Annotated in this window: 14 protein-coding genes; 3 read left to right on the forward strand and 11 right to left on the reverse strand. The window is 63.9% G+C overall.

Annotated elements, in window-relative coordinates:
• Window positions 1–4: 4 nt before the first annotated feature.
• Complete coding sequence (locus tag C7T96_RS14230; RefSeq protein WP_106571910.1) at window positions 5–706, forward strand: RNA polymerase sigma factor; 702 nt, start codon at window positions 5–7, stop codon at window positions 704–706.
• Window positions 703–1,428, forward strand: coding sequence for an MOSC domain-containing protein (locus tag C7T96_RS14235; RefSeq protein WP_245414147.1), 726 nt, complete (start codon window positions 703–705; stop codon window positions 1,426–1,428). The genes C7T96_RS14230 and C7T96_RS14235 overlap by 4 nt, the downstream gene beginning before the upstream one ends.
• A gap of 27 nt (window positions 1,429–1,455) precedes the next feature.
• Here C7T96_RS14235 and C7T96_RS14240 read toward each other — a convergent pair whose 3' ends face one another.
• Together C7T96_RS14240 and ctaD are read right to left on the reverse strand one after the other, a co-directional pair.
• Complete coding sequence (locus C7T96_RS14240) at window positions 1,456–2,055, reverse strand: Tim44/TimA family putative adaptor protein (RefSeq protein WP_106571912.1); 600 nt, start codon at window positions 2,053–2,055, stop codon at window positions 1,456–1,458.
• 70 nt (window positions 2,056–2,125) lie between these two features.
• The gene (ctaD, locus tag C7T96_RS14245; RefSeq protein ID WP_106571913.1) at window positions 2,126–3,721 is read right to left on the reverse strand and encodes a cytochrome c oxidase subunit I; all 1,596 of its coding nucleotides are present in this window, start codon (window positions 3,719–3,721) and stop codon (window positions 2,126–2,128) included.
• A 318-nt stretch (window positions 3,722–4,039) separates the two neighbouring features.
• Here ctaD and C7T96_RS14250 point away from each other — a divergent pair, with 318 nt between their 5' ends.
• Window positions 4,040–4,930 (forward strand): LysR family transcriptional regulator, encoded by an 891-nt coding sequence (locus tag C7T96_RS14250; protein ID WP_106571914.1) that lies wholly within the window; start codon window positions 4,040–4,042, stop codon window positions 4,928–4,930.
• A gap of 22 nt (window positions 4,931–4,952) precedes the next feature.
• Here C7T96_RS14250 and C7T96_RS14255 read toward each other — a convergent pair whose 3' ends face one another.
• The 9 genes from C7T96_RS14255 to C7T96_RS14295 form a co-directional block, all read right to left on the reverse strand.
• On the reverse strand, window positions 4,953–6,128 hold the full coding sequence (locus C7T96_RS14255) for an iron-containing alcohol dehydrogenase (RefSeq protein WP_106571915.1): 1,176 nt from the start codon (window positions 6,126–6,128) through the stop codon (window positions 4,953–4,955).
• 82 nt (window positions 6,129–6,210) lie between these two features.
• On the reverse strand, window positions 6,211–7,596 hold the full coding sequence (locus tag C7T96_RS14260; protein ID WP_106571916.1) for an aldehyde dehydrogenase family protein: 1,386 nt from the start codon (window positions 7,594–7,596) through the stop codon (window positions 6,211–6,213).
• 20 nt (window positions 7,597–7,616) lie between these two features.
• Entirely contained in the window at window positions 7,617–8,036 is a 420-nt protein-coding gene (locus tag C7T96_RS14265; protein ID WP_106571917.1) for a type II toxin-antitoxin system VapC family toxin, read from the reverse strand.
• Window positions 8,033–8,449, reverse strand: a complete 417-nt coding sequence (locus C7T96_RS14270; protein ID WP_106571918.1) for a hypothetical protein — start codon at window positions 8,447–8,449, stop codon at window positions 8,033–8,035. Before C7T96_RS14270 ends, C7T96_RS14265 begins: the two co-directional genes overlap by 4 nt.
• 75 nt (window positions 8,450–8,524) lie before the next feature.
• On the reverse strand, window positions 8,525–9,895 hold the full coding sequence (locus C7T96_RS14275) for a glutamine synthetase family protein (RefSeq protein ID WP_106571919.1): 1,371 nt from the start codon (window positions 9,893–9,895) through the stop codon (window positions 8,525–8,527).
• Window positions 9,896–10,012: 117 nt separating this feature from the next.
• Window positions 10,013–11,065: a TRAP transporter substrate-binding protein gene (locus C7T96_RS14280; RefSeq protein WP_106571920.1), complete on the reverse strand. Its 1,053-nt coding sequence runs from the start codon at window positions 11,063–11,065 to the stop codon at window positions 10,013–10,015.
• A 119-nt stretch (window positions 11,066–11,184) separates the two neighbouring features.
• Window positions 11,185–12,507, reverse strand: a complete 1,323-nt coding sequence (locus C7T96_RS14285) for a TRAP transporter large permease subunit (RefSeq protein WP_106571921.1) — start codon at window positions 12,505–12,507, stop codon at window positions 11,185–11,187.
• Window positions 12,507–13,013 (reverse strand): TRAP transporter small permease subunit, encoded by a 507-nt coding sequence (locus tag C7T96_RS14290; RefSeq protein ID WP_106571922.1) that lies wholly within the window; start codon window positions 13,011–13,013, stop codon window positions 12,507–12,509. Before C7T96_RS14290 ends, C7T96_RS14285 begins: the two co-directional genes overlap by 1 nt.
• A 27-nt stretch (window positions 13,014–13,040) precedes the next feature.
• Complete coding sequence (locus C7T96_RS14295; protein WP_106571923.1) at window positions 13,041–13,829, reverse strand: N-formylglutamate amidohydrolase; 789 nt, start codon at window positions 13,827–13,829, stop codon at window positions 13,041–13,043.
• Between the last annotated feature and the right edge of the window lie 127 nt (window positions 13,830–13,956).

Genomic DNA, 13,956 nt, shown 5'->3' on the forward strand with positions numbered 1-13,956 from the left:
TGTGATGGAACAGCGTCTTTTTACCCGCACCGAACCGGCCCCCGCCGACGACGCAGACCTTGTCGCCCGCGCCAGGAGCGGCAGCGAGGAGGCGGTTCGCCTGCTGGTTAGAAAAAACAACCGGCTCCTGTTTCGTCTCGCGCGCGGTTTCGTGCACGACGACGCCGAAGCCGAGGACGTCGTGCAGGAAACCTATGTGCGCGCCTTCAGCCGGCTCGACGGATTTCGCGGTGAGGCCGCGGTCTCGACCTGGCTGTCCAGGATCGCCATCAACGAGGCGCTCGGCCGCCTTAGAAAACGCCGGCCCATGGCCGATCTCGCCGAGTTGGAGACCGGCGCGGCGGGCCCGGCTGGAGACAATGTCGTCATGTTCCCGATAGTCCCGAGCGCACCCGACCCGGAAACCGAGACCGCCCGCGAACAGATCAGGGCGACCCTGGAACGGGCGGTCGACATGCTGCCGCCCGCCTTCCGCACCGTGTTCATCCTACGCGACGTCGAAGGCATGAGCACCGAAGAGACCGCCGCCCATCTGTCGATCCGGCCCGAGACAGCCAAGACCCGTCTGCATCGCGCCCGGCGCCTGTTGAAAAGAGCGATCGAGAAGGAGCTTTCGGCCGGCTTTGCCGATCTGTTTCCGTTCGACGGCGACAGATGCGCCCATATGGCCGACAAGGTGATCGAGCGGCTGGGGCAAAGCCAGTGACAGAAACGGCAAAGAGCAAAGGCGCGACGTCGGGTTTCGTGGCCGAAACTGTACTGGTCGGCCAGGTCGCGCCGCTCGGACCGAGGCGGATTGCCAGCGGCATCCGCAAGGCGCCGGTGGCCGGTCCCGTGCGGCTGACCCGCGAGGGGCTGGTCGGCGACCAGCAGGGCGACCGCAAGCACCACGGCGGCCCGGAAAAGGCGCTTCACCACTATCCGGCCGACCACTACCCGGCCTGGCGCGAACACCATCCCGACATCGTCGCCACCTTGGCTACGATCGGCGCCTTCGGCGAAAACCTGTCTTCGCGCGGCGTCACCGAGGCCGATATCTGCATCGGCGACATCTTTCGCCTCGGCGGCGCAACGGTTCAGGTCTCGCAGGGGCGGCAGCCCTGCTGGCGCCTCAACGAGCGTTTCGGCGAGCCGCATATGGCGCGCCGGGTTCAAGAAAGCGGCCGGACCGGCTGGTATTACCGGGTGATCGAGGAAGGCGACATCGAGGCCGGCATGACGGCCGAGCTGATCGACAGACCGGCCGGGGCCTGGCCCCTGGCCCGGCTGGCGCACACGCTCTACCGCGACACGCTGAACCACGACGCGCTTGCCGAGATGGCCGAACTGGCCGTTTTGTCGACCTCCTGGCGCGATCTCGCACGTCGGCGGCTCGCCCGCCGCGCGGTCGAAGACTGGACGTCGCGGCTTTCGACGCCGGCCGGCTGAGCGCAACCGGATTGCCGGCTCGAAAGACTACTCCGTATCAGTCGCGACGAGCAGCCAGGTGGCGGCGCGCGATCTGTGCTCCCTGCGAAAAGTCCACAGATCCACCGCCTGCAGCAGGCGGGCGGCCTCTTGCCACGGCATGTCCGCGGCATTGGAGCGTTCCGAGACGAAAATCTCCGAACCGAACCGCACCTTGACGATCGCCGCCAGCTCATCGAAGGCGGTGTCGACGATTTCCGCCTGCTGCAACGCGACGAATGTCAGCCACAAATGCCGGCCATTCGCCTCGCGCCGTTCGATCTCCCTGGCGAACACCTCCAGCACGGGTGGATCAAGCAAAGGCGCGAGGTCGTCGATCCTGCCGGCCGCGTAGCTCTTGAGGATGAACTCGTAGGCGCGCCTTGCTCCGCCCAGGAACTGGGCTTCGTTGAAAGCCGCGCCCGCCGCCGCGTCGCACGCAGGCGACTTCGCCTGCGACGGCGCCACCGGCGGCGGCAGGCCGGAACTCAACAGCGTATCCCGGCCATGCTGCTTGTGCCATTCGTGCCAGACAAGCAGATAGGCCCAATAGACGGCCAGAAAGATCACCGGGGCAAGGCTGACGCCGGTCTCGGTCGTCTCGGTCATGACACCACTCCTTCAAGCGACGGGTTCCTCGGGCTGTGTGAACGGCCCGCATCCGCCGCGCGTCCCCGTCTCAGCCAATCTTCGGCAGGCGCTCGAACTGGTGGAACGGCGGCGGCGACGGCAGCGTCCACTCGAGTGTGGTCGCGCCCTCGCCCCACGGGTTCGAGGCCGCCAGCCGCTTGCGCAAGAAGGCATCTGCGACCGTGACGAAGAACACCAACAATCCGAGCGCGGAAATGTAGGACCCGAGCGAGGAGACCAGGTTCCAGCCGGCGAAAGCGTCGGGAAAGTCGACATAGCGGCGCGGCATTCCCGCAAGCCCCAGGAAATGCTGCGGAAAAAACACCAGGTTCACACCGACGAACGTCAGCCAGAAATGTAGCCGGGCCAGCGGCTCGCTGTAGAGATAGCCCGTCATCTTCGGCAGCCAATAGTAGAAGCCGGCGAAGATCGCGAACGCCGCGCCCAGCGACAAGACATAGTGGAAATGGGCGACGACGTAGTAGGTGTCGTGCAGGGCGCGATCGACGCCCGGATTGGCCAGGACCACCCCGGTCACCCCGCCGATCGTGAACAGCATCACGAAACCGAGCGCCCACAGCATCGGCGCGCGAAAGCTGATCGAGCCGCCCCACATCGTAGCGAGCCACGAGAACACCTTGACCCCCGTCGGCACGGCGATGACCATCGACGCGAAAGCGAAATAGCGCTGCGAGGAAAGCGAAACACCGGAAGTGTACATGTGGTGCGCCCAAACCACGAAACCGATCATGCCGATGGCGACCATGGCGTAGGCCATACCGAGATACCCGAAGATCGGCTTCCTGGAGAAGGTCGAGATCACATGACTGACGATGCCGAAGGCTGGCAGGACCATGATGTAGACTTCCGGATGACCGAAGAACCAGAACAGGTGCTGATAGAGTACCGGGTCGCCGCCGCCGGAAGGAAGGAAGAAGGTGGTGCCGAAATTGCGGTCGGTCAGAAGCATGGTGATCGCGCCGGCAAGCACCGGCAGCGACAGCAGCAGCATGAACGCCGTCACCAGCATCGACCAGGCGAAAAGCGGCATCTTGTGCAGCGTCATGCCCGGCGCGCGCATGTTGAAGATAGTGGTGATGAAATTGATCGCGCCGAGGATCGATGACGCGCCCGACAAATGTATGGACAGGATGACCAGGTCGACCGCGGGGCCTGGCTGGCCGGAAATCGCATAGGGCGGATAGAGCGTCCACCCGCCGCCATGGCCGTTGGTGCCGGGGCTGCCCGGTACGAACAGCGACAACGCAAACAGGAGAAACGAAACCACCAGCAGCCAGAACGAAATATTGTTCATGCGCGGGAAGGCCATGTCCGGCGCACCGATCATGATCGGCACGAACCAATTGCCGAAACCGCCGATCAAGGCGGGCATGATGACGAAAAAAATCATCACCAGCCCGTGGGAGCTCACGAACACGTTGAAGAGCGCGGGATCGGCAAAGAACTGCAGGCCCGGCTGCTGCAGTTCCATCCGGATGCCGACCGAGAGCGCGGTTCCCAGCACCCCGGCCAGCATCGCGAAGCCGAGATAGAGCGTGCCGATATCCTTATGGTTGGTCGAGAAAAGCCAACGGCGCGCTCCCCGCGGACGATCGTGTGCCTGGCCGGTCGCATATTCGGACATCTCGGGCTCCTGTCGTTCTTCCGCTGCGCATCGACGTCGGCATCGTCTCCGCAAGCGGTCCTGGTCCGGCGAACCGGCCGCGCGCCAATGCCCCCGAGCGCGTGACCGAACGGGTGAGCGACGTTCCTCCCGTGTGGACCCTGCCCGTTCGGCCACGCCTTGCTGTTGATGCCGGTCGTCCCGGCATTCACCCGTTCGCTATCCGGTTGGAGCTGGTGAAGGTCGCGAACGGAACATGATGAGCCTAGCCCGACCTATCCGAAAGACAAGCGGAATTAAATGCTGGTTAAATGCAAAAATATTGCATTAAATACAGGTATGGACATCGATCGGGCGCGCACTTTTCTGGCAATCGTGCATACGGGCAGTTTTCTGCGTGCCGCCGAACGGCTGCACGTCACGCAGACCACCGTGAGCGCGCGTATCAGGACGCTGGAGGACGAGCTCGGCCGCCGCCTTTTCGTGCGCAATCGCAACGGAGCGAGACTAACCGCCGCCGGAAGCGAGTTCGAGCGCTTCGCCCAGATGTTCGTCCAGGTGTGGGAAGGGGCCAGGCAGCAGCTCGCCGTTCCGAGCGGCCGCGACGGCGTGGTCAGCCTCGGCGCCGAACTCAGCCTGTGGAGCCCGCTGCTGGTCGAATGGATGGCCGAGATGCGCCGCCGTCAGCCCCGGCTTGCGGTGCGCGCGCATGTCGGAATTCCCGACCGGCTGATCGAGGATCTGCGAACGGGCGCGCTCGACGTGGCCCTGCTCTATGCCCCCCAATTGCTGCCCGGCTTCAAGGTAGAACTCCTGCGCGAAGAGCATCTCGTTCTGGTGCGTGCCGTCGGCCGGAACGACGAGCCCGCCCCGTCCGAGGACTATATCTATGTGGACTGGGGGGCCGCCTTCTCGGCCCAGCACGGCGCCCATTCTCCGGCTTTCGGCGAGCCCGGCACCTATGTCGGCTTCGGCCCGCTCGGCCTGGCCTATCTTCTCAAGGTCGGCGGCAGCGGTTATTTCCGGCACGGCATGGTCGCGCCGCTGATCAATGCCGGACAGCTCGAACTGGTCGAGAATGCGCCGCGCTTCACCTATCCGGCCTATGCGGTCTATCCCGAGGACGTCGACCAACGCCCCCAGATCGGCGCCGCCCTGTCGGTGTTGCGCAAGGTCCTGGCCGACGACGCGGCGCAGGCATCGGCCACTGAACGCAGCACCCCGCGCTGAAGCAGCTAAGACGAGGCAGCCGTCAAGAAACGGCACCCTCGATCGCCGCCTCCAGGATACTGCGCGCGCCCTCCGTCGTCAGCGCCACCGGATTGCCGCCGGCGGTCGGGTCGACGATCGCCATTTGCGCGATCAGCTCCTTGCGGTCCGCATCCATGTCGAGCCCCGCGATCAGATCGCCGAGCCGATGCGGCACCTCGAGACAGTCGCGCAGGGCGAGGACCGTACGAAAAAAACCGTCAAAACCGCCGGAAATACCGCAATAGGCCGCGAGCCGGGCGATGCGTTCGTCGATCGCCGGGCGGTTCGCCGCCAGCACATAGGGCATGAACACCGCGTTGGTCATGCCGTGATGGGTGTCGTAGAGCGCCCCGACCGGGTGCGAGAGCGCGTGGATCGCGCCGAGCCCCTTCTGGAAGGCTGTCGCCCCCATCGCCGCGGCCGCCATCATCCGCGCGCGCGCGGCAATGTCGCTGCCATCCAAAAACGCCGTGGGCAGGTTTTCCAGCACCAGGCGTACGCCCTCGGCCGCGATCCCGTCCGCCATCGGATGGAAGCCCGGCGCGCAATAGGCCTCCAGACAATGCGCCAACGCGTCCATGCCGGTTCCCGCGGTAATGAAGGGCGGCATGCCGACGGTAAGCTCCGGATCGGCAATGACGACCGCCGGCAGCATTTTGGGATGAAAGATCACCTTCTTGGTGTGCGTCGCCTCGTTGGTGAGCACGCCGGCCCGCCCGACCTCCGAGCCGGTTCCCGCCGTCGTCGGCACCGCCACGATCGGCGCGACGGCCTCCCCGTCGGCACGGGTCCACCAGTCGCCGACATCCTCGAAATCCCAGACCGGGCGAGTCTGGCCGGCCTGGAAGGCGATCAGCTTGCCGAGATCGAGCGCCGACCCGCCGCCAAAGGCGATCACACCGTCATGGCCGCCCGTCGCAAAGGCCGAAACGCCGGCCGTCAGATTGGCCTCGACCGGGTTGGGCTTGACCTCGGAAAAGACGCCGTGGGCGATGTTGGCCTCCGTCAAAATCGCCAGCGCCCGGCCAACCACCGGCAGCCTGGCCAGACCGGGATCGGTGACGAAGAGCGGGCGGGCAATGCCGGCCATGCGCAGCGCCTCGGGCAGTTCCGCGATGCGGCCCGGACCGAAGCGGATCGCGGTGGGAAAACTCCAATTGGCGGTCAATCTGGTCATGGCTGTCGGTTCGCTGGATTGGACGGAAAAGGAAATCTCGCGATCCGCACGCGGCGGGGCCGAGCAACGGACATGCGAAAGGTCACGACACCTCCCGCAGATGATAGCTCTTCGGCCGGGTCAGGTTCTCATAGCCGACCACCGACATCGCCCCACCCTTGCCGGTATCCTTGACGCCGGTCCAAACGAGGCCCGGATCGACATAGTCGCAGCGATTCATGAACACCGTACCCGTCTCGACCCGGTCGCCTATCGCGGCGGCATGGTCGGTGTCGCGCGTCCAGATCGAGGCGGTGAGCCCGTAGGGACTGTCGTTCATCAGCGCGATCGCCTCCTCGTCGTTTCGCACCTTCATGATGCCGACGACAGGCCCGAAGCTCTCCTCGCGCATCACGCTCATCTGGTGGTCGACCTCGGTCAGCACCTCCGGCGCGATATAGGGCGAGCCCGGCAGGTCCCGTTCCACGCGCATGCCGATATGCGCCCGCGCGCCCTTGCGCAGCGCCTCGGCTTTCTGCTCGCGGATGAAATCGGCGAAGCGCGCCTGCGCCATCGGCCCCATCGTGGTCGCCGGATCGAGCGGATCGCCGACAACGTAGTTTTTCGTTTCGGCCACGAAACCGTCGACGAAATCGTCATAGATGTCGGCATGCACGTAGACCCGCTCGATGCCGCAACAGCACTGGCCGGTGTTGTAAAAGGCCCCGTCGACCAGATTGGCGATGGCGTGGTCGAGCTTGGCGTCGGGCAAAACGTAGGCGGGATCCTTGCCGCCGAGCTCGAGGCCGAGCGTGGTGAAGGTGCCGGCCGCCGCCTTTTCGATCGCGCGCCCGCCGCCGACCGAGCCGGTGAAATTGCAATGGTCGACCTTGCCGGACGCCAGAAGCTGCTCCGTCTGGCCATGGTTCATCACCAGGTTCTGGAACAGACCTTGCGGCAGGTCAGCCCCGTCGAACGCGGCCTGGAAACGCTCGCCGACCAGAAGGGTCTGCGCGGCATGTTTCAGGATCACCGAATTGCCGGCCATCAGTGCGGGCACGATCGAATTGACCGCGGTCAGATAGGGATAGTTCCACGGCGCGATGGTGAAGACGACGCCCAGCGGCGCGCGTTTGAGATAGCGTCGGAAACCGGGCCTGTCGTCCGGCGGGACGAACGGCTTGAGCGCGGTCTCGGCCAGTTCCACCATATAGCGGGTGCGTTCCTCCACGCCGCCCTTTTCGCCACCGTAACGCACCGGCCGGCCCATCTGCCAGGCAAGTTCCGGCACGATCTCGTCATTCATGGCCAAAAGCGCGTCGAGGAAGCCGAGCAGGTATTTCGCGCGTTCGGCAAGCGGCGTCTGCGCCCAATCCGCCTGCGCAGCGCGCGCTCGCTCCGCCGCAGCATTGATTGCCTGGTCGGAAGCGACTGGCCGCTCTGCGTAAACCGAGCCGTCGACGGGGGATTTCAGCTTCACGGTTTCCAAGGTTTTTTTCCCTACTATCTTTAGCAAGCGAGCGTTCGAACATGGCCCTCGCGCCCATATGCGAGGACCGGCCGATCACTGGTCACCAGGACGAAATCATGGGACCACGCCGTCGAAACCAGCATCCGGTCCATGGGGTCCCCGAGAATCTCTCCCAGCAGGAAGGAAGAGGCGATCATGATCGGTGGCGAAACCGGGCTCAGCTTGGCCTGCATCCGTTCGATGAACCTGTCGAAGAAATCGAGTGGCGCCAACGGCAAGCTTAATTGTCCTTTCGCCACTCCCACGCCCATCTCCCAAGCGGAAATTGGAGAGACGTAGAGGCGGCCATCGTGAGCCGCCTCTGAAATTGCGCGATCGGCTTCAGGATCAAGGCGCGTGTCGTTGGCCACGAATATCATCGCGCAGGTATCTGGAAGAAGGTCGGCCGCCTCACTCATTTCAGCCGGTCCTCGCCAAGATAACCTTGATCCCAAGGCTCGTCGCTAAATGGCTGAGTGACGTCGAACCCCTCTTGGACCTTGATCATGCCCTTCATGAAGCCAAAACACCGATGCCGCGGACGCGGGGACGTCGGCGATCCATTGGAAAAACCGCTTCTGCTTCGCGCTTTGCGAACACGGCGGAACACGAGCTTCTCGCCCACGACATCTGCAGATTCCGTCTCGGAACGCGCAGAAAGCCATTCCTTGGTCATGACGTTGTTTCTGAAATTGTTGCTCCACCATGCCCGGCGAGACTTCGATGGCGGTAATTTGCCGTTCAGCACGCGCTCGATATCCGCGAACCTCATCGGGATATAGTCGCGACCCTGACTCTTTAGGAATGTCTGCAAAGGCTCGTACTTGCTCATTGCGTTTCTCCCAGGTCGACGATCACAACAATTCAACCACACATATATTTAGTGTGTTTGTAAGTGTGTTGACCTTCAATATCTCTCGAACCCCCGGTGCAGTTCCCAGTCCGTCACCCGGCGGTCATACTCGAGCTGCTCCCACCGGGCTGTGTGGACGTAGTGCTCGATCACCTCCTCGCCGAGAGCCCGCTTGAGCATTTTCGACTTCGCCATCGTCTCGGTCGCCTCGCGCAAAGTTTTCGGGATCTCCTTGAGCCGCGCGCTATGATAGGCGTCGCCCTCGAAGGGGTCGGCGAGGTCGAGATTTTCCTCCACGCCCGCCAGACCGGCGGCGATCAGCGCGGCGAAAGCGAGATGGGGATTGAGATCGGCGCCGCCGATCCGGCACTCGATGCGAATGCCCTTGGTTCCCTCCCCGCACAAGCGAAAGCCGGCCGTGCGATTGTCGCGGCTCCACACGATCTTGGTCGGCGCGAAGGTGCCGACCTGGAAGCGCTTGTAGGAATTGATGTAGGGCGCCAGGAACCAGGTAATTTCGCGGGCATATTTGAGCTGCCCGGCGACCCAGGCGCGCATCAGCGGCGTCATCGTGTGGCGGGCGGACTTGTCGAAAAACAGCGGCGTCTCGCCATCCGCGCTCCACAGCGAATTGTGGATGTGGCTCGAATTGCCGGCGAGCGCATAGTCGTATTTGGCCATGAAGGTGACCGACTTGCCCATCGCCGTGGCGATATCCCTACAGCCGGTCTTCAAGATCGCGTGCCGGTCGGCCATCTCGAGGACCTCGGCATAACGGACATTGATCTCCTCCTGCCCCGGTCCCCATTCGCCCTTCGAGTTCTCCACCGCAATGCCCGCCCCGTGGAGCCCGTTGCGGATCGCCCGCATCACCGCCTCTTCCTTAGTGGTGAGATGGATAACGTAATCCTCGATATAGGGCGAGGCCGTGTCGAGATCGCGCCAATTCTTTTCGCGCGCGCTGCGATAGGTCTCCTCGAACAGGTAGAATTCCAGCTCAGAGGCAAAATAGGCCAGCCATCCGCGCTCCCGCAGCCGCGCCGCCTGGCGCTTGAGAATGCCGCGCGGCGAGTGCGGCAGGTCGCCATGCGTGGCGTGATCCTGGATGTCGCAGATCACCAGCGCCGTCTTTTCCAGCCACGGCAGGGGCCGGATGGTGGCGAGGTCGGGCTTGAGAACGAAATCGCCGTAGCCCTTGGTCCAGCTCGCCGCCTTGTAACCCGGCACCGGCTCCATATCGATGTCATTGGCCAGCAGATAGTTGCAGCCATGAGTCTCGCCGTGGGCGCTCTCGACAAAATAGCTGCCGATGAAGCGTTTGCCGATCAGCCGGCCCTGCATGTCGACGGCAGCAGCCAGCACCGTGTCGATCTCGCCGGCTGCGACCGCCCGTTTCAGTTCCTCGAAAGTCATCATTGCCGACATGAAGCTCCCCGCCGGTCGCCCGGCCCGTTTCGTTCTGCCGGGCCCTAACCTTCTCGGCGGGCCCTTGCGGGTGCGCCGGCCGGGCCGAAAAATCGGTCCGGCCGGCCGAGGCGGCGCCTAGCCGTAGCGGTAGGGCGGGCCCGCCTTGCGCATGGTGTCGCGGTATTCCTTCAAGATATTGACCACGCGCGCGCTGCGATCGCTTTCGGCGGCGATCTCCTCCCACAATTTTTCGGCCGCGTCCTCGACCTGCTGCCATTCGGATTCGGGGATCGTGGTTAGCTCCAGCTTGGTGCCGCCGGTCCTCAGCTTGGCCTCGCCGCCCCAATACCAGTGCTGGCGATAATAGTGCGAGGAATCCATGCACAGCCTGAACAGCGTCTGCAGCCGTTCGGGGATGGCGTTCCAGCGTTCAGAATTCGCGAAGAACGAGCCAATCCAGGCACCGGTGATGTTGTTGGTCAGGAAGTAGTTGGTGACGTCGGCCCAGCCGACCGTGTAGTCCTCGGTGATGCCCGACCAGGCCATGCCGTCGAGCTCGCCGGTCTGCACCGCAACCTCGGCGTCCTCGTAGGGGATGTTGACAGGTACCACCCCGAACTGGCTGAGAAACCGCCCGGCGGTCGGGAAGGTGTAGACACGCAACCCCTTCAGATCCTCCAGGCTGCGGATCGGCTTGGTGGTGTTGAAGTGGCACGGGTCCCAGGAACCGGCGCTGAGCCAGGTGACGTTCTCGACCTCGGAATAGGCTTCTTCCCAGATCTCCTTGAGCCCGTACTGGTTGAACAGCACCGGCACGTCGAGCGAATAGCGCGTCGCCGAAGGGAAATAGCCACCGAACACCGACACGTCGACCGGCGCCGCCATGGAATCCTCGTCGCTCTGCACTGCGTCGATCGTGCCCGCCTGCATGGCCCGGAACAGTTCGCCGGTCGGCACGATCTGGTCGGCGGTATAGAGCTCGATCACCATTTCGCCGTCGGCGACGGTGTTAAAGGCGTCGATCGCCGGCTTGATGACATGTTCGGCGAGCGCGACGCCGGCATAGGTCTGCATGCGCCAGCGGATCGGGCTTTGGGCACGCACATACGGCGTGGCCAGCGTCGTCGCACCGGCGGCGGTGACACCGGCAAGCCCGGCCTTCTTGATGAATTGGCGTCTGTTGTGCATCGTCTCTTCCTCCTGTTCGTTCACCCTCTTCAGGCCGCCCGCGTTGGGCGCCCCGTCGGCTCGCGGTTTTCGGACCTCACCTCCTTTCGCATCGGTTTCACGCTCGAAGACCTCCGTCTTCAGCGAAGATAGACATGCTGCGGCAGCCACAGCGCGAGCTGCGGAAACGCCATCACCACGACGAGGCCGAAGACCATCACCGCGACGAACGGAATAATGGACCGATAGATGTCGCCCAGACTGATTTCCGGCGGCGCCATGGCGCGCATCAAAAACAGATTGTAGCCGAAGGGCGGGGTCATGTAGGCGATCTGGCAGGTGATCGTGTAGAGGACGCCGTACCAGATCAGATCGAAGCCGAGCAGCTTGACCAGGGGCACGTAAAGCGGCGCGACGATCACCAGCATCGCCGTATCGTCGAGAAACATACCCATGATCAGGTAGGAAAGCTGCATCAATATCAGCACTTCCCAGGGCGTCAGGCCGAGCCTGTCGACGAAGAAATGCTCGATTGCCTTGACCGCACCGAGTCCGTCGAAGACCGCGCCGAAGCACAAGGCGGCGACGATGATCCACATGAACATGCACGAAACCGCCAGTGACTTGCGCACCGTGTCGTGCAAGACCGTGCGCGTCAGCCGGCCCTTGACCAGCGCGGCCAGCGTCGCCGCCACCGCGCCGACGGCGGAGCTTTCAACCAGGCTGGTATAGCCCATCAGGAAAAGCCCGGTCATCATGAAGAAGATGAAGAACGGCAGGATGCCGGCCTGCAAGAGCCGCAGCTTCTCGCGCAGCGAGACATTGCGCTCGTCGGCCGGCAGAACCGGACCAAGATTGGGCTGCAGCCAGCAGCGCACGGCGATATAGACGATGAACAGACTCGCCATCAAAAGGCCGGGAAAGACACCGGCCAGCCAGAGCTGGCCGACCGGCTGGCGCGCGATCATGCCGTAAAGCACCAGCACCACGCTCGGCGGCACCAGGATGCCGAGCGAGGACCCGGCCTGGATGACGCCGGTCACCATCACCTTGTCGTAGCCGCGCCTGAGCAGTTCGGGCAGCGCGATTGTCGCCCCGATCGCCATGCCGGCGACCGACAGGCCGTTCATGGCCGAGATCACCACCATCAAGCCGATCGTGCCGATCGCCAGCCCGCCACGCACCGGCCCGAACCAGACATGGAACATCTTGTAGAGATCGTCGGCGATGCCGGATTCCGACAGCATGTAGCCCATGTAGATAAAAAGCGGCAATGTCAGCAGCGGATACCATTTCATCAGCTTCATCGCCGCCGAGAAGCCGAGTTCGAAGCCCCCTGTCCCCCACAGAAGAAGCGCGAAGATCACCGCGACGAAACCGATCGCCCCGAAGACGCGCTGCCCGGTCAGAAGCAGCACCATCATGGAGGAGAACATGGTGACGGCGATCAGTTCGTAGCCCATCAGAACTCCTCGCCGCGAAGGCGCGCGACATCGCGGAAGAACTGGGCCAGCGCCTGCAGGATCATGAAAACGATGCCGACACACATCACGATCTTGATCGGCGCCATATAGGGGGCCCAGGCCGAATAGCTCTTCTCGCCATAGTGCAGCGCGTAGCTGGTGCTGGAAAACCCGCCATAAAGCAGCATGGCGAGATAAAAGATCAAAAACAGGATGGTGACGGCGTCGATCGCGGCGCGCCGCCGCAGGCTCCAGCGGCCATAGATCAGGTCCATGCGCACATGGGCGTCGTTCTGCAACGACCAGCCGCCGCCGAGCATATAATAGCCGACCATCAGGAACTGGGCCATTTCCAGCGTCCACAGCGGCGGGATCGCCACCGCCTTCATGATGGAGGAATATAAAAGCACGCCCATGATCGCGAAGATCAGATACATCGCAAACAGGCCGACGACCCGGTTGACCGCGTCGACGACGCGCACGAACCGCTTCACCGGCTCAGGCATTGCGGGCCTCCGCCTTGGCCGGTCCGATCATTGCCGGTACGCCCCCTTGCGCGCTGCGTAGCCCATGCCGGCCAGTATGTCGCAAAACCGCCCGGCCCACAGGCGCTGCCCCTCCTCGGTCGCGATCTCATCATTGCGGATTTCAATCATCGCGCAAGGCAGGTTTCGCGTACCAGCATGCCGTGCAAGCGAATAATAGACGCCGTCCGGCGGTGCATAAGGCCGATTGTCGCCGACCGCGACGTTCGGCAGCCGCCCCAGACCGGCCAGCATCGGTTGCGCCATGCGCCGGTCGGCATCGTGCACGATGCCGACATGCCAGGGTCTGGCAACGCCACGATAGACCGGCGTGAACGAGTGGACAGACACCACGGCAATCGTCCGGCCGGCCGCAAGCCGCTCCTCGATCAGCCCGGCGACGGCGGCATGAAACGGCGCGTGCGCCATAGCGATGCGCCGCGCGCGACCCCTGGCATCCAGGCCGCGATTGCCGGGCACCGGCGTCGTTTCGCTGATCTCGGGCACGAGGTCGGCCGCGTCGGGCAGGCGATTGCAGTCGGCTACCAGCCGCGACACGGTCGATTCGATCAGCGCGGCATCCAGCCGCGCCGCCATGGCGCGCGCGACCGCGGCCGCGCCCGGATCCCAGGCGATGTGGCTTTGCAAGATGTCGGCGGACAGGCCGAGACCGGCCAGTTCGGCTGGAACGCGGTTGGAGGCGTGCTCGCACAAAAGCACGAGCGGACCCGGTGCCGAACGCCCGCTAAGGCGGACCGGATCGAACGTCTCCGCAAGCTGCGACGGCGCCGCTCCCATTGTTTGCGCAGATCCCCTTTTTTCGTAACGTATCGTACGTTTTTATGATGTTGCGCGTTGGTGAATGATTTCATACATATTTCGCGGACGTGTCAAATGGCTTTTCCGTCGGCGGCGAGGCGGCGCG

This window comes from Nitratireductor sp. StC3 (genome assembly GCF_003015025.1).
GTDB lineage: Bacteria > Pseudomonadota > Alphaproteobacteria > Rhizobiales > Rhizobiaceae > Mangrovimarina > Mangrovimarina alexandrii.

Bases quoted from the DNA above. Each gene is read 5' to 3' on its own strand.
- C7T96_RS14230 (WP_106571910.1), top strand. From the start codon at position 5: ATGGAACAGCGTCTTTTTACCCGCACCGAACCGGCCCCCGCCGACGAC.
- C7T96_RS14240 (WP_106571912.1), bottom strand. From the start codon at position 2,055: ATGACCGAGACGACCGAGACCGGCGTCAGCCTTGCCCCGGTGATCTTT.
- ctaD (WP_106571913.1), bottom strand. From the start codon at position 3,721: ATGTCCGAATATGCGACCGGCCAGGCACACGATCGTCCGCGGGGAGCG.
- C7T96_RS14250 (WP_106571914.1), top strand. From the start codon at position 4,040: ATGGACATCGATCGGGCGCGCACTTTTCTGGCAATCGTGCATACGGGC.
- C7T96_RS14255 (WP_106571915.1), bottom strand. From the start codon at position 6,128: ATGACCAGATTGACCGCCAATTGGAGTTTTCCCACCGCGATCCGCTTC.
- C7T96_RS14265 (WP_106571917.1), bottom strand. From the start codon at position 8,036: ATGAGTGAGGCGGCCGACCTTCTTCCAGATACCTGCGCGATGATATTC.
- C7T96_RS14270 (WP_106571918.1), bottom strand. From the start codon at position 8,449: ATGAGCAAGTACGAGCCTTTGCAGACATTCCTAAAGAGTCAGGGTCGC.
- C7T96_RS14275 (WP_106571919.1), bottom strand. From the start codon at position 9,895: ATGTCGGCAATGATGACTTTCGAGGAACTGAAACGGGCGGTCGCAGCC.
- C7T96_RS14280 (WP_106571920.1), bottom strand. From the start codon at position 11,065: ATGCACAACAGACGCCAATTCATCAAGAAGGCCGGGCTTGCCGGTGTC.
- C7T96_RS14285 (WP_106571921.1), bottom strand. From the start codon at position 12,507: ATGGGCTACGAACTGATCGCCGTCACCATGTTCTCCTCCATGATGGTG.
- C7T96_RS14290 (WP_106571922.1), bottom strand. From the start codon at position 13,013: ATGCCTGAGCCGGTGAAGCGGTTCGTGCGCGTCGTCGACGCGGTCAAC.
- C7T96_RS14295 (WP_106571923.1), bottom strand. From the start codon at position 13,829: ATGGGAGCGGCGCCGTCGCAGCTTGCGGAGACGTTCGATCCGGTCCGC.